General features: G+C 38.0%; 15 protein-coding genes. 14 read left to right on the top strand and 1 reads right to left on the bottom strand.

Annotated elements, in window-relative coordinates; translation table 11 throughout:
- Nucleotides 1-23 precede the first annotated feature (23 nt).
- The 11 genes from BMY57_RS09595 to BMY57_RS09645 all read left to right on the top strand — a co-directional run bounded on the left by BMY57_RS09595 (nt 24) and on the right by BMY57_RS09645 (nt 13344).
- Nucleotides 24-1193, top strand: a complete 1170-nt coding sequence (locus BMY57_RS09595) for a thiolase family protein (protein WP_091773802.1) — start codon at nt 24-26, stop codon at nt 1191-1193.
- A 22-nt stretch (nt 1194-1215) separates the two neighbouring features.
- On the top strand, nt 1216-2280 hold the full coding sequence (locus BMY57_RS09600; RefSeq protein ID WP_091773803.1) for a phosphotransferase family protein: 1065 nt from the start codon (nt 1216-1218) through the stop codon (nt 2278-2280).
- Between the two features lie 12 nt (nt 2281-2292).
- Nucleotides 2293-3063, top strand: a complete 771-nt coding sequence (locus BMY57_RS09605) for a 2-phosphosulfolactate phosphatase (RefSeq protein WP_091773804.1) — start codon at nt 2293-2295, stop codon at nt 3061-3063.
- A gap of 22 nt (nt 3064-3085) precedes the next feature.
- Nucleotides 3086-3838, top strand: coding sequence for an SDR family NAD(P)-dependent oxidoreductase (locus tag BMY57_RS09610; RefSeq protein ID WP_091773805.1), 753 nt, complete (start codon nt 3086-3088; stop codon nt 3836-3838).
- Between the two features lie 91 nt (nt 3839-3929).
- Complete coding sequence (locus BMY57_RS09615; protein WP_091773806.1) at nt 3930-5516, top strand: long-chain-fatty-acid--CoA ligase; 1587 nt, start codon at nt 3930-3932, stop codon at nt 5514-5516.
- Between the two features lie 21 nt (nt 5517-5537).
- Nucleotides 5538-6404: a branched-chain amino acid ABC transporter permease gene (locus BMY57_RS09620; protein WP_091773807.1), complete on the top strand. Its 867-nt coding sequence runs from the start codon at nt 5538-5540 to the stop codon at nt 6402-6404.
- Nucleotides 6401-7411, top strand: coding sequence for a branched-chain amino acid ABC transporter permease (locus BMY57_RS09625; RefSeq protein ID WP_091773808.1), 1011 nt, complete (start codon nt 6401-6403; stop codon nt 7409-7411). Before BMY57_RS09620 ends, BMY57_RS09625 begins: the two co-directional genes overlap by 4 nt.
- A gap of 1 nt (nt 7412) precedes the next feature.
- Nucleotides 7413-8186: an ABC transporter ATP-binding protein gene (locus tag BMY57_RS09630; RefSeq protein ID WP_091773809.1), complete on the top strand. Its 774-nt coding sequence runs from the start codon at nt 7413-7415 to the stop codon at nt 8184-8186.
- Entirely contained in the window at nt 8170-8877 is a 708-nt protein-coding gene (locus BMY57_RS09635; RefSeq protein ID WP_091773810.1) for an ABC transporter ATP-binding protein, read from the top strand. Before BMY57_RS09630 ends, BMY57_RS09635 begins: the two co-directional genes overlap by 17 nt.
- A 66-nt stretch (nt 8878-8943) precedes the next feature.
- Complete coding sequence (locus tag BMY57_RS09640; protein WP_091773811.1) at nt 8944-10122, top strand: ABC transporter substrate-binding protein; 1179 nt, start codon at nt 8944-8946, stop codon at nt 10120-10122.
- Between the two features lie 252 nt (nt 10123-10374).
- Nucleotides 10375-13344 carry a S8 family peptidase gene (locus BMY57_RS09645; protein WP_091773812.1) on the top strand — a complete coding sequence of 990 codons (2970 nt, stop codon included), beginning with the start codon at nt 10375-10377 and terminating at the stop codon, nt 13342-13344.
- A 45-nt stretch (nt 13345-13389) separates the two neighbouring features.
- On the opposite strand, the gene BMY57_RS09650 is transcribed toward BMY57_RS09645, so the two are convergent.
- Nucleotides 13390-14223, bottom strand: a complete 834-nt coding sequence (locus tag BMY57_RS09650) for a MerR family transcriptional regulator (protein WP_091773813.1) — start codon at nt 14221-14223, stop codon at nt 13390-13392.
- A 100-nt stretch (nt 14224-14323) separates the two neighbouring features.
- Here BMY57_RS09650 and BMY57_RS09655 point away from each other — a divergent pair, with 100 nt between their 5' ends.
- From BMY57_RS09655 to BMY57_RS09665, 3 genes are all read left to right on the top strand, one after another.
- On the top strand, nt 14324-15532 hold the full coding sequence (locus BMY57_RS09655; RefSeq protein ID WP_091773814.1) for an MFS transporter: 1209 nt from the start codon (nt 14324-14326) through the stop codon (nt 15530-15532).
- Nucleotides 15533-15639: 107 nt separating this feature from the next.
- The gene (locus BMY57_RS09660) at nt 15640-16692 is read left to right on the top strand and encodes an NAD(P)/FAD-dependent oxidoreductase (protein WP_091773815.1); all 1053 of its coding nucleotides are present in this window, start codon (nt 15640-15642) and stop codon (nt 16690-16692) included.
- Nucleotides 16693-16781: 89 nt separating this feature from the next.
- On the top strand, nt 16782-18365 hold the full coding sequence (locus tag BMY57_RS09665) for a peptide chain release factor 3 (protein ID WP_091773816.1): 1584 nt from the start codon (nt 16782-16784) through the stop codon (nt 18363-18365).
- The last annotated feature ends 282 nt before the right edge of the window (nt 18366-18647 follow it).

The raw sequence follows: 18647 nt of genomic DNA on the forward strand, positions 1-18647 counted from the left end.
ATAGATAAATGAGGAGGATGATTATGACGAAAGAAGCAGTTATTGTATCAGCGGTTCGAACAGCCATTGGTCGAGCAGGAGGTTCACTAGCAAGTGTACCTGCCCATAAGTATGGCGCTGAAGTGATTAAGGAAGCTATCAATAGAGTTAATTTGGATGTTGAGTTAATAGATGACGTCATTATGGGAAACGTCTTAAGTGGTGGTGGGAATATTGCTAGATTAGCAGCACTTGAAACAGGTCTAACAGTAGAGTTACCAGGTTTAACAGTGGATCGGCAATGTGGTTCTGGGATTAATGCGATTAACCTAGCTACCCAGGCAATTCAATCTGGTGCTGGAGATGTTTATATAGCCGGTGGAATTGAAAGTATGAGTCGAGCGCCTTATTTAATGGACCGTCCATCTAAAGTATATAGCCCTGTTCCACCTCAATTTAGAAAATCTCAACTCTCTCCAACTGAAATAGGCGACCCACCAATGGGTATTACGGCAGAAAATTTAGTCAAACAATACAATATTAGCCGTGAAGAACAGGATGAATTTGCTTTAGAAAGTCAGAAAAGAATGGCACGAGCGATGGATGAAGGACGTTTTGATGAACAAATAGTACCAATAGAAGTTCCGGTTCGAAAAGGAGATCCAGTCGTATTTAAAACGGATGAACACCCAAGGCCACAAACGACTATGGAAGCATTAAGTAAATTACAACCAGCTTTTCTGATGGCGGGGTCCGTAACGGCAGGTAATAGTTCCGGGTTAAATGATGCGGCATCTGCTTTAGTTATGATGTCTAGAGAGAAAGCTGAAGAATTAGGGTTAAAACCATTGGCGGTTGTTAGAGAGCATACCGTCGCTGGAGTTGATCCAAATATTATGGGAATTGGTCCAGTTCCTGCAACGAAAAAAGTATTAGAACGAGCGAATATGACATTAGATGATATAGATTTAATTGAAATAAATGAAGCATTTGCTGCTCAAGTATTGGCATGTAATCGTGAACTAAATATGGACTTGGATAAAGTCAATGTTAATGGTGGTGCCATTGCCCATGGTCATCCTTTAGGAGCAACTGGAGCCATACTCGTAACGAAAGCCGTCTATGAAATGCACCGAACTGGAAAAACTCACGCGTTAGTGACAGCTTGTATTGGTGGCGGGCAAGGCATTGCAACGATTATAGAAGCGGTTTAATTCGTTATTTGGAGGGTTTTGAATGAGTCCGAAAGATACCATTCCAGTAAGAGAAGGGGAAGAACTCGATCTCAATATTATAGAAGACTTAATTCGCCAGCATATTAGCGGGCTGAGTGATGCTCCATTAGAAGTAGAACAGTTTTTTCTCGGGAGTTCGAACCTTACTTACCAACTTAGAATTGGTGATTGGGAAGCTGTTTTGAGGCGACCACCTCATGGTCCAGTAGCACCTAAAGCACATGATATGGAACGTGAATATAACATACTTAAGGAAATTAACCCCCATTTCCCTGTAGCTCCAAAACCTTACTTCTTTTATCCGAATGAAGAAGGTGGAAAGCCATTTTTTGTTATGGAAAGGAAAAAGGGGATCGTACTCGATTCCAACATGCCAGAAGACATCGAGTTGTCAGAGCAAACTTGTCGAAGTATATCACAAACTATGGTCGATCACCTTGTTAAACTTCACGAAATTGATTATACCCAAACAAACCTTAACGAAATGACGAAGCCAGAAGGTTTTTTGGAGCGGCAAGTACACGGTTGGATCAATCGTTACGAGCAATCAAAAACGGATCACATCGCAGGTGTAGATGAATTAACGCGCTGGATGGCAAATCATATCCCAAAAACACAAGAATCAACCATCATCCATTATGATTATAAGTTGAACAATATCATGTTTGATGAAGATGATCTAACAAAACTCATTGGGTTATTTGATTGGGAAATGACTACTGTTGGCGACCCATTAGCTGATTTAGGAGTGGCCATGAGCTACTGGCAAGAATCATCTGATTCAGAACTGTTAAAAAAAGGATTAGGCAATGAACCAATTACAACACGACCTGGTTTTATGACGCGGGAGGAATTTATCGAAGCTTATGCTAAGAAGAGTGGTCGTGATGTAACAGATATGAATTTCTATCAGACGTTTGCTTATTTTAAACTAGCTGTGATTTGTCAGCAAATCTATTACCGCTGGAAAAAAGGGCAAACACAAGATCAAAGGTTTTCGAAATTAAATTTATTTGTCGAGAACTTAATCGAGTATGCTCTGTATTCATTGGAAAGAAAAGTTTAGCCGAGGTGTTCTATGTCAAAAATTCATCTTTTGTTAAAAAAAGAAGAAATCGATGAAACGAAAATTAATGACCAACAAATTATGGTTGTATTTGATGTTTTACTTGCAACAACGACCATTATTAGTGCTTTAAAAGATGGGGCAAAAGAAGTAATCCCAGTTAAGGACCATGTAGAGGCTAAACGAGAAGCTTACGGTTTAGATCATGACGAGTATATATTGTCTGGAGAGTATGCTGGAGCAACGCTAGAAGGATTTCAATCGCCAAACCCATTAACACTAAGAGATGTTGTGAATAATAAAACTCTTATTCTATCAACGACTAATGGAACGGTCGCCATTAAAAAGTCTGTAAAAGCAAACCGAGTATATATTGCCTCGTTATTAAATGGGGAAGCTGTTTCGGGGCGTATTGTAGATGAACATTTAAATCAATCTATAGTACTGGTCTGTGCAGGTTCGGGAGGACAGTTTAATATAGAAGATTTTTACGGTGCTGGTTATCTCATTGATTTGTTGTTAGAAAAGGCATCATTTGACTTAAGTGATGCAGCACTTGCGGCCTATAAGTTTTATGTCAGTTCAAAAAATGAGCCACAAAAAATTTTAAAGCAATCTGCAGTAGGTCAAATGTTATGTCGAAATCAACTTGAAGACGTCATTGATTATGTGGCATTAAAAAGCAACTTAGATTTAGTTCCTTATTTAATAGATGGTAAAAAAATTGTAGTTGAATCGAATAAGCAAGTTTATTTGGAAGACTTTGACGGAGTACAAAATTGAATGTAATGAGAGGAGGAAACTTATGCGTTTTAGAGATAAGGTGGCGGTCGTAACTGGTGCGGGGAGTGGGATAGGTGCTGCTGTTTCAAAGCGTCTAGCCAGTGAAGGCGCCAAGGTCGTTTTAGTTGGCAGGACAAAAGAAAAGTTACAACAAGTTAATGACGATATTGCATCAAGTAATGGTCAATCCACTGTATTCCCAACAGATGTAACAGATGAAAATGCTGTTCTAGATTTAAAACAATTTGTTGAAAATGAATTCGGTAGGCTTGATGTGTTAGTGAATAATGCTGGAAGTTCCGGAAAGTCATCTATTAGAGATTTAACTGTTGAAGAATGGGATCGAGTCCATAATGTAAATTTAAAAAGTGTGTTTTTAGTGTCAAAAGTATTGAGTGACCTAATGATTGATAGTAAGGGAGAGGATCGATCTATTGTAAATGTAGCCTCATTATCAGGACATAAGGCAGGGGCGAAAATCCCACATTATAGTGCTTCTAAATCAGCCGTGATTAATTTTACAAAAGCTTTAGCAGCCGAATTAGCCCCAGGTGTACGCGTTAATTCAGTATCACCGGGGTTTATTGAAACACCATTAACAGAAGATGGACTTCAAAATGAACGATTTCAATCGGCTATTCAACGACATACTGCGCTTGAAAGAGTCGGAAAACCTGAAGAAATAGCGAATCTTATTGCTTTTTTATCATCTTCTGAAGCTTCTTATATGACTGGATCAGATGTTTTAGCCGATGGAGGCTGGCTTATAACGTAATTAGGGAGGTGTACGATAAAAATCGGTTAAATGACGAATATCGTTTGGATGCTATGGATGATGGGAGAAAATATATAAGGGAGATGAGAAAATGACTTATAGACCATGGTATGACTTTGTACCTGAAGGAAATCTTAAAGAAATTGAAATTCCGAATATTAGTTTAGGAGATTTATTCTTAAAATCTGTTAAAACGTATCCAGAACACACAGCCATCACTTTTATGGGTAAGACGTTCAATTATCAAACGGTTTACGGATATGCTCAGAAGATTGCTGCTTATTTTCAAGACATAGGAATTGAAAAAGGTGACCGAATCGCACTAATGTTACCTAATTGCCCACACTATGTTTTTACTTATTTTGGAGCGATTTTGGCCGGTGCTACCGTCGTACAAGTCAATCCAATGTATAAAGGACAAGAATTATTACATGTGTTAAAAGATTCAAGAGCTAAAGCGATTATTGCCTACGAACCACTGATGCCAATTGTCCAAAATGTCTTATCAGACACCTCAGTTACACACAGTTTTAGTGTTTCTTTCACAACCCCTTCAGACTTTGAACAACTCTTACAACACCAACTAGAACTTAAACCAGTCAATATTGATCCAAAAGAAGATGTTGCCGTATTGCAGTATACAGGAGGTACAACAGGACGCTCTAAAGGAGCGATGCTAACGCATTATAACTTGGTTGCCAATACACTGCAAAGTTTTGCCACAGCAGAAATTAACATTAAATTAGGAGAGGAACGAGTTCTCGTTATTTCACCACTCTTCCATGTCTATGGGATGACGAGTGGTATGAACCTTACATTCTATATGGGTGGTAATTTAATTTTATTACCGCGATTTGAAGTTGAAGAAGCAGTTAAGACGATGCAAGAGTTAAAACCTACTTCCTTCCCAGGTGTTCCAACGATGTTTATTGCTATCTTGAATTATGCAAGAGAACACAATATTGATCTAAGTTATTTAGAAACTTGTACGAGTGGTTCAGCTCCACTGTCAGCAGATGTCCTATCAAACTTTGAAGAAACGACAGGTGCTCCAATTGCAGAAGGCTACGGGTTATCAGAAGCATCTCCAGTTACACACCGTAATCCAATTGAAGGTGTTCAAAAAGCTGGAAGTATAGGAATCCCGATTCCAAATACCGATTCAAAAGTCGTCGACTTGGATAATGGAACAGATGAATTGCCAGTTGGTGAAGTGGGAGAGTTAGTCGTTAAAGGACCTCAGATTATGAAAGGTTATTGGAATATGCCAGAAGAAACGGAAAAAACGATTCGCGATGGTTGGTTATATACAGGTGATTTAGCAAAAATGGATGAAGACGGCTTCTTCTATATTGTTGGTCGTAAAAAAGAAATGATTATAGCGAGTGGATTTAATATTTACCCAATTGAAATAGAAACCGTTTTATATCAAAATCCGAAAGTTTTAGAAGCCGCTGTGATTGGTATTCCAGATCCATACCGTGGTGAAACGATAAAAGCTGTAGTATCGCTAAAAGAAGGTCAAACAGCAACAGAAGAAGAGATCATTCATTTTTGTAAAGAACGTCTCGCGAATTTCAAAGTACCAACGAGTGTGGATTTTATCGATGAATTCCCGAAAACGGCTGTAGGAAAAATCTTAAAACGAGAGTTAAAAGAGCAATATATCTCAAATTAACGGCTCGTAGGAGGTGCGACGATGGATATTTTCTTCCAACAGTTGTTTAATGGATTAACAATTGGAAGCGTTTACAGTCTGGTTGCTTTAGGGTTAACGCTGGTATATGGCATTTTGCACATACCAAACTTTGCACATGGTGCATTGTACATGATGGGTGGTTACATCACCTTAACGATGATGCAAACTCTAGGACTCTATTATTGGTTGGCGATATTTGTATCAATTGTTGTTGTCGGTTTAATTGGTGTGTTAATGGAACGGTTAGTATTTCATCACTTAAGACATGCACCTCCTATTCATGACAAAATAGCTGCCATTGGAATGTTGTTATTTTTAGAAGCATTTGCTCATCGTGTTTGGGGAGCGGACTATTTAGAAATGGCCACTCCCCATGGGCAAGTGGTAAGTGTGTTTGGAATTACTTTTACGTTACAGCGATTAATCATTATTGTAGCAGCTGTCCTAGTTATGTTTACTTTATACCTATTTCTGAAGAAAACTTATATGGGTATGACCGTTATCGCGATGTCTCAAAACCGGGCTGGTGCTAACTTAGTCGGAGTTAATACAAATAAGGTAGCCATGTTAACATTCTTTATTTCAGGAGCCCTTGCTGCCATTGCAGCATCGTTATCTTCTCCTATTAATCTTGTATTTCCTGGTATGGGTCACCTCGTCATTCTAAAAGCTTTCGTCATTATTATTATCGGTGGAATGGGAAGTATTCCAGGAGCTATAGTTGGAGGTTATATTTTAGGATTTACAGAGAGTTTAGGAGCAACTTATATTTCAAGCGACTACAAGGACATCATAGCTTTCATTCTACTCGTTTTAATTCTAACGATTAGACCTAACGGATTGTTTGCGAAAGGAGGTCAATCATGAGTCGATTATTACTTAATAAAAGATTCGCGTTGAGCGGCCTCCTGTTACTAGTACTCGTTCTACCATTAATCACTAGTAATGCATACATGATTCGAATTTTAATCTTGACCTTTATTTGGACGATTGCGGTTTACGGGTTAAATTTATTAGCTGGGTATACTGGTTATTTATCATTAGCTCATGCCGGATTTTTCGCTTTAGGGGCGTATACATTAGCGATCTTAACTGTAACAGTAGGATTAAGTTATTGGTTAGCGTTTATTCTAACATTAGTGTTTACCAGTATAGTCGGAGCTTTAATCGGTATGATTGCTTTGAGGACGAGAGAACATTTCTTTGCCATCTACACGTTATGTGTCGGTTACATTATATATCTAATTATATATAACTGGGAGGGCATGACTGGCGGCGTACGTGGATTCATTGGAATTCCATCGCCGGGTTCAATAGGTCCTTTAGAGTTTAATAGTCAAATCTCAAACTACTATTTAGTGTTATTCTTTTTAGTTCTCACCATTGTTGTGATCTATCGAATTGTCCATTCATTACAAGGAAGGACGTTTATGGCGATTCGTAATAGTGAAGATTTAGCTAAAACAATCGGAATCTCAACGACAAAGAATAAATTGATAGCTTTTATTTTATCAACCTTCTTTGCTGGGTTAGCCGGAGCATTGTTCGCTTCATTTACTCGATTTATTGGACCTGAAATTTCTAATATTACGATGACCTTTGATTTTCTAGTTTACCTACTCATTGGAGGAATTGGTACACTCTCTGGTCCAGTCATTGGTACCTTTATAATTGTTTGGATCTCCCAAGAACTTCAGTTTTTACAAGACTATCGAATGCTTGTGTTTGGGCCAATACTAGTTATACTAATCATTTTTGCACCAAGAGGGATTTCTGGATTTATTATTGATTGGAATTTAAAAAGAAAAGCAAAAAAGCAACAAATAGAAAGCATGAAAGATATGGAAAACAATCAAGAGGTTAAGGAGGGTTAGCGTGTTATTAGAAACCGTCAATTTAACAAAGAAGTTTGGTGGATTAACGGCAGTAGATGACGTTAGTTTCAGCGTTGAAAAAGGAAAGATTAATGCCATCATCGGTCCAAATGGTGCGGGAAAGTCTACCTTTTTTAACTTAGTGAGTGGCTATTACCCACCAACAAGTGGGCAAGTCTTTTTTAAAGGTGAAGAAATTACACGACTCCCTTCTAATAAGATTGCTAGATTAGGTATTGCGAGAACATTTCAGACGACTAATCTTTTTGAGAGAGCAACCGTATTGGATAATATTATCGTCGGTAATAGGTTAAGGACACAGTCGAATCTATGGGACGCGATTCTAAGAACACCAAGGCTGAAAAGAGAAGAACAAAAGTGTCTTGATAAAGCATATGAGGTACTCGATTTCGTAAATTTAACCAATCATGCCCATAGTGTGGTAGAGAATTTAACTCAAGAAGAAAAGAAGAGAGTCGCCTTTGCGTTAGCCTTGGCAACTGAACCAGAGTTAGTCTTTTTAGATGAGCCAGCAGCCGGAGTCAATCCTGATGAAACAGAGGGCTTAGCGGAGCTCATGAAAAAAATGGTCGATCATGGAATAACGGTCTGCTTAATTGAACACAAAATGCAAATGATTATGAGCATTGCTGAGAATATAATGGTTCTTAACTTTGGGAAGAAGATTGCAGAAGGCACACCAGAAGACATCATGAATGACGAGGAAGTCATTAAGGCTTATTTAGGGGGTGAGAGGCATGCTGAAGTTAAATAATGTTTCAGTGAATTATGGAGCATTTACTGCCGTAAAGAATGTCGATATTGAAGTTCATCCAGGTGAGATTGTTGTTTTATTAGGTTCAAATGGAGCTGGTAAATCAACAACGTTTAACTCCATAAGCGGACTAAATAAGCCTTCGAGCGGTGAAATTCTATATGATGAACAAAATATCGTGGGTTTCCCACCTGATCAAATTGTGAACTTAGGCATTATTCAATGCGCCGAAGGAAGAAATTTATTCCCAGGTATGACTGTTCAAGAAAACTTAATGATGGGTGGGTATGTTCATCGAAAAAATAAGATTCATGTTAAGGAACGATTAGAAGAAGTGTATGAAATGTTTCCAATTTTAAAAGAAAAGCATAACGAATCAGCTGGTTCTCTAAGTGGTGGACAACAACAGATGGTTGCTATTGGTCGCGCGTTAATGGGGGATCCTCAATATATGTTGTTAGATGAACCATCCATAGGATTAGCTCCTTTAATAGTTGAACAAATGTTTGCTAAGATCAAGCAAATCAACGATGGAGGCACCTCGATCCTGCTTGCGGAACAAAACGCTAATGCTGCTCTTAAAATAGCTGACCGTGGTTATGTATTCGAAAACGGTCAAATTGCCGTTCAAGGGACAGCAGAAGAACTATTAACAAATGAAGAAGTTAGAAAAGCCTATATTGGTGCTTGATGAACAAGTAAAGGGTGATGACAAGTCATTTAAATTTAAATTTTACAAAAGAAATGGGGAGAAAGTATGAAGCACATTAAGAAAGTTGCATGGTTGTTATTAGTTGTCATGTTTTTATCATTATTGGCAGCTTGTAACACTGAGGGAGAAGAGGGAAGTAGTGGTGAAACTCAAGAAGTAAGTATTGGTTATAGCGGACCTTTGAGTGGACCAGCTGCGTACTATGGCGAGGCTACATTTACAGGGTTAGAGTTAGCTGTTGATGAAATAAATGAAGCCGGTGGTTTTGATGTCGACGGACAGAACTATACAATTGATTTAGTTTCCCTTGATGATCAATACTTACCTAATGAAGCGGCTTCGAACGCCCAACGTCTAGTAGAAGAAAATGATGTTTCCGTCGTCTACACTCCTCACAGTGGTGGGATTATGGCTCAGCAAGTATTAAATGAACAAGAAGAATTTATGATAATGGCTTATTCCAGTGAGCCAGCTATTACGGAACAAGGTAATAGTTTAACAGTAGCGATTCCTCCAAGATATGATGGATATATCGCTCCGTTTACAGAATATGCTATGGAGAACCACGGTAATAAGATTGCTTTACTACCAACATCCTCTCAATACGGAAAAGATTGGAATGAACGTCTCGAGCCATATTGGCAAGAGCAAGGTGGAGAAGTTGTATTTAATTCATCGATAGATTTTAACAAAGATACAGACTTCTTCACGATTCTTACAAACGCTTTAGAAAATGATCCAGATGTCATATTTATTGGAGGGCCATCACAACCAACTGCAAAAGTGGCTCAACAAGCACGTGAACTTGGCTTTGAAGGTGGATTTATCATTATGGATCAAGCCAAACTGGACGAAATGAAAGATGTAACAGGAACGTACGAAACATTTGAAGGTAGTGTTGGTGTCAATCCATTACAATACTCTGACTATCCTGGTACAGCTGAATTTTTAGAGAAGTACCAAGAAGAATTTGATAAAGTACCTGGCTCTGAAGCAGGATTCCATTATATTTCTGCGTATATTTTAGTGGAAGCTATGAAAGCGGCAGGTACAGTTGATGATGCACATGCGATTCGTGAACACATGCAACAAGGTATTGAAGCTCTCCCAGAAGACAAAAAAGTATATGATATTCCAGGAATATTAGATGAAGGAAACTTTGATGTGATACAAAGTATGGCTGTAGTAGAAAATGGTGAAGTCGTTCCAGTAGACATCGATTAATGTAGAAAAGCAGGCAACTAGAAGGTTGTCTGCTTTTTTGTGCAATAAGACCTATCCATAAAAAAGTCTTGTATTTTAAGAACTATATAAATGTCTGATTTTTCTAAAAATATTTGATGAATTTGTACTATTTTTGTCCCTATATCATAACCTTTGTCGATAGTGAAGGTAATACGACTCCCTCCGTTGAATATATAACTTGCAACAAAAGTTGCGAAAATTAATAACCCTTATATGGAGGAGGTTGGTTGAATGAGATCTTTTAAAAGAAGGTCGAAAAAGATAGGTTTAATTGCTCTATCTATTTTGATATTGGTTGGGATGTCTTCCCCAATACAAGCTTCACCAGAAGGTTATCAAGAGGTGGATTTACCTACAATGGATGGGAAAGTGTCACCAGACTTGTTACCTAAAGGTGCAAAAATGGATGAAAAGGTAGAAGTAATCATCCAGTTTGAGGGCGAGCCTGTCTTAAAGAAGTTTACTGAGGCAAAAAAACAAGGTAATAAATTGGGCAAACAAGTTCAAAAGAATCATGCTAAAGATTTAAAAAGTAGTAAAGAGAAGGCAAAAGCATTAATTACTAAAAAGAATGGTAAAGTCATTGATAGTTTTGAAAAGGTTTATAATGGACTTTACGTTCAAGTCGAGAGACGTGCATTAAAGGATCTTTCAAGTTTACCAGAAGTGACAGCGATTCATTCAGTAAAACCTGTAGAATTGCACAATGATACAAGTGTACCATTCATTGGCGCTCCTAATGTATGGGAAAAAACTGTTGACGGTTCTAATGTAACGGGGGAAGGAATTACAGTTGCAATTATTGATACTGGTATTGATTATACTCACGCATCATTCGGAGGAGAAGGCACAGTTGAAGCCTATGAATCTAATAATCCAGCTGTTGTAGAAGAAGGAACATTCCCTACTGCTAAGGTTGTTGGTGGTTGGGATTTTGTGGGAACTGAATATGATGCAAGCTCAGATGACCCTGAAAAACGTATTCCTAAACCAGATGCTGACCCATTAGATGAAAATGGTCATGGCACGCATGTTGCTGCGACAGTTGCAGGTTTAGAAGTTGAGGGTAAAGTTGGACATGGTGTAGCGCCTGATGCCTTATTATATGCTTATAAAGTATTCGGAGAAGGCGGTTCAACGGGTGTCACAGCTCAAGCATTAGAGATGGCGATGGATCCAAATGGCGATGGAGATGTTTCGGATCATGTAGATGTCGTAAACATGTCTCTTGGTTCTCCTTATGGTCATCCAGAAGACCCTTCAGCACAAGCGGCTAATTTAGCGGTTGAAGCAGGAGTCATTGTCGTAGCATCTGCTGGAAACTCTGGTGATGTCCCTTATATTACAGGTTCACCAGCTGTTGCGGATAAAGCCATTAGTGTAGCGGCATCTGTTGATGATGGAATTGTTGTGGGCGCGCTTGATATTAATTCTCCAGAAGATATTGCTGGTCAGTATGAAGCGGTAGAAGGTGCGATTACCACTCCATTGGCTGAAACAGGAGAAATAACAAATGATGTAGTCTATGTAGGACGAGGCTGTTTAATAGACGAGTTTTTAGATGACCCTGAAGGAAAAATTGCCATGATGGACCGTGGCGAATGTTCATTTACTGAAAAATTACAACGCGCTTTGGATGCAGGTGCTGTAGCTGGAATAGTGGCTAATAATGCAGCCGGTGATCCGATTGTTATGGGTGGAGATGATGTTAATATTCCAGGTGTCATGATTCATCAATCAACTGGTAACAACATTAAAGACGCTCTTAACGACGGAGAAACAGTAAATATTTCACTTTCAGATGATATTCAAGTAGCTAAGCCTGAGTTAGCGGATACAATTGCTGACTTTAGCTCTAAAGGTCCTGGTCGCGGTGATATCGGATTTAAACCTGAAATCTCGGCACCGGGATACAGCATTAGCTCTGCAGATGTAGGTGCAGGAGATGGCGCAACTCAAAAGAGCGGTACGTCTATGGCAGCGCCACATGTTGCAGGGGTAGCGGCACTATTAAAACAGCTTCGCCCGGACTGGAATGCAGAAGAAATTAAATCATTAATGATGAATACGTCTACTACCATTGCTGATTTAGACGGTGAGATTTATCCATTATCACGCCAAGGAGCAGGACGTGTTCAAGCAGATATCGCTGCTGATACGACGAGTGTAGCTTACCCTCAAGCAATTTCACTTGGCTATATGCCTGTAAGTGATGAAATTACAATCCAAAAGAATGAGAAAGTTACCATTACAAACAAAGGTGATGCGACTAAGACCTATACTGTTTCTTGGGAAGACCGTTTTGGAACACAGTCTGGAGCAGTAAACGTTGATCTTCCAAATAACTTAACGGTTAAACCTGGTAAGAGTGCTAAATTGAAAGTTGATTTTTCAATTGACGCGAATGAGGTTGGTAATGATGGATTACAAGAATTTGATGGTTATATTGTATTAACTGAAGAAAATGGAGAATCGTTACGTGTACCATATCAAGCAGTGGTTGAAAAAATGAATCGTGTCCAAGCAAGTTCTAATAACAAGTCCATTAAATTGAAAAACAAAGGTGAAATTGATGCGATCACTGACTTTTTCGTGTATGGCGATGAAGACGCGACAGAAACTGGAAGTCACTTTGATGTTAAAGCAGTAGGTGCACGGTCTGAAAGTGGCGTAACGGAATTTGTCGTAACAAGTGAAAGTTCTTGGGAAACACCAAATATGATTGAGTATAATATCTATATTGATAATGATATGGATGGGGAAGAAGATCATATTTTATTTAATATTGACTTAGGTACGTATTCAGGTGTTGACCCAACAGGAGAGCAAGTATCGGTGCTTTATGATTTAGAGACAGAGACTATGACACCACTTTACTACATTACCCTTGGTGGCTCTTATAATGATAACTATATGGGCTTACCAGTTTCTAATTCAATTGCAGGTATTGATGGTGAATTCCAGTATCGAGTAGAATCATTTAATAATTTAACTAGTGATTTCGATATGAATGATTCAGGTTGGATCAAGTATGAACCATCGGTAGAGTTTGAAGAATTAAGTGTTGAAGTTCCTGCCCATAGTAAAGTGGATGTAGGTTACAATCTTGATTCAGGTAAAGAAAGAGTACTAGTCATTAGTAACTCTGAATCTCCTTACAAAATCCTTAACTTGAATAATAAAAGTAAAGGTAAAAAATAACATAAAAAATCAGCCGTTTAAACCACGGCTGATTTTTTATGTTGCCTATTTTGATTTAGGTATAACTTGAACCATAATTTTAATAACGTATTGTTCCTCACTATTTTTTACAACTGTATCATAAATGAATTCTTCTAATATATAATCTCCCACCAATAAATCTAACCGATCTGCTTCAGACAAAAGCCGTTCATATGTATGATATGAAGCTTTCTCACTCCCAACATGGTATCCAATTAGGTAGTAACCTCCCTCAGTTTTAAAATAGGGGTATCCCTCTTTAGGGTTTGGTTGCTGCATATATAAGTAACTGTAGTTAGTGAAATCACCTTTTTGAATTTGCTCTCGTGTCGTAATACTACCAATAGGATATCCTGTATCAAGTTGCGATTCGTATAATTCATCAATAAAATCTACTAATGCTTCAAAAAATTCATCATCTGATATATTTTCTATATTTTTACTTAAATAAAATGTTTGTTCTGGTAGCTTTTCGAGTTTGATTTGATCGAAATCAATATGTGCTGCGTTAATCATGACTTCGATTTTTGCATCAATCATTTTTTCCTTCATTTCTAACTCTCTTCGTTGTTTCGCAACCTTTTCTTTCTGTTGATACATAATTGATAAAAATTTCTCGGGAGATTTATTTTCTACATATTGTCGTATGTCATTTAAAGACATGCCCAGATCTTTTAATAGATCAATTACTGTAAATAGTTCTATTTGACGAATGGAATAATAACGATATCCTTTTTCATTTTTAAAAACGGGAGTTAAAAGACCGATTTGATCATAATAAAAAAGCGTTTGTTTATTTACTTTACAAAGTTTCGCAAATTCTCCTGTAGTGAAATACTTCTGACTTGTATCATTCATAGCTAATCGCCTCACTCTTGACTATATAGTAACTATATACCATAAGATAATCTTGTATTCAACGAAAAGCGAGTAGTTCTTAAGATGAAGGAGAAAATTAATGATGAAACAATCAATATTTCGTAATCGAACATATATGTTGCTGTTAGTTGCTGGAATTTTTGCAATTGTCGGCTTTAGTATGTTTTTAACAACGACTTCATGGTATATTATCAACGTTCTTAGTTCACCTGGAGTCCTGGGAATCGCTTTAATTACGGCAACGGTTCCACGTTTAATATTAATTACGTTTGGTGGAGTGCTAGCAGACAAGTACAAAAAAACAACCATTATGTTTGGTACTAACTTACTTCAGGCATTCGTTTTGCTTTGTATATATTGGTTGATTGCAAGTGACGCCATGACGTTAACTTTATTATTTATTACGGTTGGTCTATTTGGTATGCTAGATGCCTTTTTTGGACCAGCCAGTTCATCACTTATACCAAAAGTAGTGGAAAAATCACAATTACAACAAGCCAATGCCTATTTTCAAGGTATCGATCAAATATCGTTTATCATTGGTCCAATTCTTGCCGGGCTGATCATGGAAACAAGTGGAATCGCCACAAGTTACCTGGTTGCAACGATATTGGTTCTACTATCTGCTCTAGTCGTCTTCCCACCGTTAATTAAAGAAGGACCGGTGGAACATAGTGGAAATCAAAGTACGGTAGAAGACTTCCGTGAAGGGATCGCTTATATGAAATCCTCCAAATTTTTGCTAATAGGGATTATGGTCTTAATTACTTTAAACTTTTTTGTTTTTGGTGGATTACAAATTGCCATGCCGCTGTTAGTCGATCTCCTTGGAGGAACACCAATTAATTTAAGTTATATGGAAGTTAGTTTAGGAGTAGGAATGGTCATTGGGACACTCATTATGAGTGTGGTTAAGGTGAAGCGTAAAGGTTTTACATCTTTAATAGGGTTATTTGCTTCATTATCATTTTTAATCATCTTTAGTTTTGCGACGAATTTAACCATCCTAACAGCTATACTATTCCTAATTGGATTTTCGGTTGCTTTTGTATTTATTCCTTTTTTTACAGCTGCCCAGGAAAATACAGAAAACCGTATAATGGGGCGAGTGATGAGTATTATTTTCTTGGCTATGAATGGATTTGATCCTATTGCATACGCTGTTGTAAGTGCTTTAGCTTCAGCAGGAGTCAATATCCAACTCATTTTGTTTACATTTGGAGTAATAGGGATGTTGATTGCTATTTCGGTTTGGTTTAAAGGGAAAATTTTTGTTCAAACTTACTAATGGTAAGAATTTAGCAAGGTGGTCCTCAAGGCTACCTTGTTTTTCTTTGGGAAAAGGGAATCGTTCTGTTAAACTGTGGGTACGATTGAACCTGAAGGAGAGTGGATATGAAACCATTTGTCATCATAGGAGCGGGGATTCTGGGAGCTTCAACGGCTTACCATTTAGCTAAAAAAGGAGCATCAGTCCTCGTAATTGATAAAAAAGACCAAGGTGAAGCAACTCGCTCTGCGGCTGGGATTATAAGCCCTTGGTTATCTCAGAAGAAGAATGAAACTCTCTATAATATCGTAAAAAATGGGGCCAATTATTATCCGAAGTTGATACACGAACTCGCCGATATAGGCATTACCAACACGAGTTATGCTCAAGTCGGGTCCTTACATTTACATAAAAGTGATGATAAATTAGATAAAATGATCGCTGATGTAGGGGAAAGGCGCCTAGAAGCCCCTGAGATAAACGAAATATACAAGCTGTCTGGACGTGAAGTGGAGCAATCTGTATCTATCATGTCAGATCGTATGGGAGCTATAAAGATTAGTGGTGGTGCTCGAATAAATGGAGATTTGATGAGACAAGCCTTAATTGAAGGAGCCACCCAATATGGTGCCGAGGTGATTCAAGGTGAAGCTGAGTTTATGGATGAAAAAACGATCAAAGTTAATGGGGTTCAGGTAGAGGCAGAAAAAGTGATTGTGACAAGTGGAGCGTGGGCAGGAAAGCTTTTAAAACAAGTAGGAATCACGCTAAATGTAACTTCTCAAAAAACACAAATTTTACACTTAGAAATGCCTAATAATGACCCGTCTAAGTGGCCAGCTATTATGCTTCCGAATAATAAATATATAGTAGGTTTTGAAGAACATAAAGTGTTCGTAGGTTCAGCACATCAGGAAAATTATGATTTTGACTCAACTAGCTCAGCAAACGGAGTAATTGAAATTCTAAAATCAGCTTTCAAATTTGCTCCTGGTTTAGAAAAAGCTAAATTTATTGAGTCACGTGTTGGATTTCGTCCAATGTTGCCAGAAAAAGCTCCTTTCATTGGCACTTTACCTGGAAGCGAACGAATATTAGTGGCGAATGGTCTTGGAGCGTCAGGCATAACGAGTGGTCCATACCTAGGTAAAGAAATTGCTAATATGATTAGTGTATAATAAAATATCCTTGGAATTTATCAAAAAGGAGAATCAGCCAATGTAAGATAAAATCCCAAAACATAAAAAAAATAGAAGGGATTTTTAATATGTCAATTAAAGAAGAAATGCAAAAGCGTCGTACATTTGCGATTATATCGCACCCAGATGCAGGGAAAACAACTTTAACTGAAACTTTATTAGTATTTGGTAACTTGATTCGTTCTGCAGGGACGGTTAAAGGTAAAAAATCTGGAAAATTCGCGACATCCGATTGGATGGAGATTGAGAAACAGCGTGGAATCTCTGTCACATCGAGTGTGATGAACTTTCCGTATAAAGATTTACAAATCAACATACTAGATACACCTGGACACGAAGATTTTAGTGAGGATACGTATCGAACTTTAACTGCAGTTGACAGTGTTGTGATGATTATTGACGCAACCAAAGGGATCGAAGCACAAACGAAAAAGTTATTTAAAGTGTGCCGTATGCGAGGCATTCCAATTTTTACATTTATAAATAAATTGGACCGTGAAGGGCGAGAACCATTTGACTTGTTAGAAGAAATTGAAGAAGTGTTAGATATTGAAACTTATCCTATGAACTGGCCAGTTGGAATGGGGAAAAGATTTTTAGGAATCTTTGACCGGCAAGGAAAACAATTTGTTCAGTATCAAGGGAATGAAGATGAAACGTTTATTCCTTACGAGGACCTTGAAAAACCTGAATTTGACGAGTTGAAATCATCGGATGAATATCAAACGGCAGAAGAAGAAGTTGCCTTATTAGATGAGGCGGGAGACCAGTTCTCTATCGAATCAGTGTTAAAAGGTGAACAGACTCCTGTATTTTTCGGAAGTGCATTAGCTCCATTTGGGGTTAAAACGTTCTTTGATACGTTCGTTTCAATGGCGCCTCCACCTGCACCAAGAAAAACAACAGATGGAGTCGTTCAACCTGATAATCCTGATTTTTCAGGATTTATTTTTAAAATACAAGCCAATATGAATCCGCAACACCGTGATCGTGTAGCTTTCTTAAGGGTTTGTTCTGGAAAATTTGAACGTGGCTTGAGTGTGAAATTAGCGAGAACAGGGAAAACCATAAACCTGTCTCAATCCCAACAGTTCGTTGCTTCATCAAGAGATAACATCGAAGAGGCTTACGCAGGCGATATTATAGGGATCTATGACCCGAATATTTATCGAATTGGAGATACTTTACTTGAAGCAAAGGATCAGTTTGAATATGATGAATTGCCTCAGTTCCCACCTGAAATTTATAAACGAGTTACAGCCAAAAACGTCATGAAATCCAAACAGTTTAAAAAGGGAATTGAACAGCTTGTACAAGAAGGCGCCATCCAATTATTTAACAAAAACAAAGGCGAGTCCTATATCATTGGAGCCGTCGGTGAACTCCAATTTGATGTGTTTAAATATCGAATGAAAAATGAATACAACTCTGAAGTTATTCTAGAAACTCTCGGTGAACGAGTTCCGAGATGGCTTCCTGATGATAAAATTAATAAAAGCTTATTCGATGAGCGGAATATGCTAGTTCAAGATCGCGAAGGAAATTACGTCGTTTTATTTAAGAATGATTTTGCATTAAACTGGTTCAAAGACCAACACCCTGAAGTAGAACTCATCGATTTGTATGAAGTTAACCAATATGATCAATCCTAAAAAAAAGCTGTATCCAACAGGATGCAGCTTTTTCATAATTTTAAAAATGGAAACGTGCCGATAGAAATCAGAAACGTGCCGATAGAAATTGGAAACATGCCGATAGAAATCGGAAACACGCCGATAGAAATCGGAAACACGCCGATAGAAACCAGAAACGTGCCGATAGAAACCAGAAACGTGCCGATAGAAATCAGAAACGTGCCGATAGAAATCAGAAACGTGCCGATAGGATCCGGAAACACGCCGATAGAAACCCAAAACATACCTATATAATAGAAA

This window comes from Piscibacillus halophilus, from assembly GCF_900110685.1.
In the GTDB taxonomy this organism is placed as follows: Bacteria; Bacillota; Bacilli; order Bacillales; family Alkalibacillaceae; genus Piscibacillus; species Piscibacillus halophilus.

What these genes read in the sequence shown, in the direction of transcription:
- BMY57_RS09595 (WP_091773802.1), top strand. Translation starts at nt 24, where the DNA reads ATGACGAAAGAAGCAGTTATTGTATCAGCGGTTCGAACAGCCATTGGT.
- BMY57_RS09600 (WP_091773803.1), top strand. Translation starts at nt 1,216, where the DNA reads ATGAGTCCGAAAGATACCATTCCAGTAAGAGAAGGGGAAGAACTCGAT.
- BMY57_RS09605 (WP_091773804.1), top strand. Translation starts at nt 2,293, where the DNA reads ATGTCAAAAATTCATCTTTTGTTAAAAAAAGAAGAAATCGATGAAACG.
- BMY57_RS09610 (WP_091773805.1), top strand. Translation starts at nt 3,086, where the DNA reads ATGCGTTTTAGAGATAAGGTGGCGGTCGTAACTGGTGCGGGGAGTGGG.
- BMY57_RS09615 (WP_091773806.1), top strand. Translation starts at nt 3,930, where the DNA reads ATGACTTATAGACCATGGTATGACTTTGTACCTGAAGGAAATCTTAAA.
- BMY57_RS09620 (WP_091773807.1), top strand. Translation starts at nt 5,538, where the DNA reads ATGGATATTTTCTTCCAACAGTTGTTTAATGGATTAACAATTGGAAGC.
- BMY57_RS09625 (WP_091773808.1), top strand. Translation starts at nt 6,401, where the DNA reads ATGAGTCGATTATTACTTAATAAAAGATTCGCGTTGAGCGGCCTCCTG.
- BMY57_RS09635 (WP_091773810.1), top strand. Translation starts at nt 8,170, where the DNA reads ATGCTGAAGTTAAATAATGTTTCAGTGAATTATGGAGCATTTACTGCC.
- BMY57_RS09640 (WP_091773811.1), top strand. Translation starts at nt 8,944, where the DNA reads ATGAAGCACATTAAGAAAGTTGCATGGTTGTTATTAGTTGTCATGTTT.
- BMY57_RS09645 (WP_091773812.1), top strand. Translation starts at nt 10,375, where the DNA reads ATGAGATCTTTTAAAAGAAGGTCGAAAAAGATAGGTTTAATTGCTCTA.
- BMY57_RS09650 (WP_091773813.1), bottom strand. Translation starts at nt 14,223, where the DNA reads ATGAATGATACAAGTCAGAAGTATTTCACTACAGGAGAATTTGCGAAA.
- BMY57_RS09655 (WP_091773814.1), top strand. Translation starts at nt 14,324, where the DNA reads ATGATGAAACAATCAATATTTCGTAATCGAACATATATGTTGCTGTTA.
- BMY57_RS09660 (WP_091773815.1), top strand. Translation starts at nt 15,640, where the DNA reads ATGAAACCATTTGTCATCATAGGAGCGGGGATTCTGGGAGCTTCAACG.
- BMY57_RS09665 (WP_091773816.1), top strand. Translation starts at nt 16,782, where the DNA reads ATGTCAATTAAAGAAGAAATGCAAAAGCGTCGTACATTTGCGATTATA.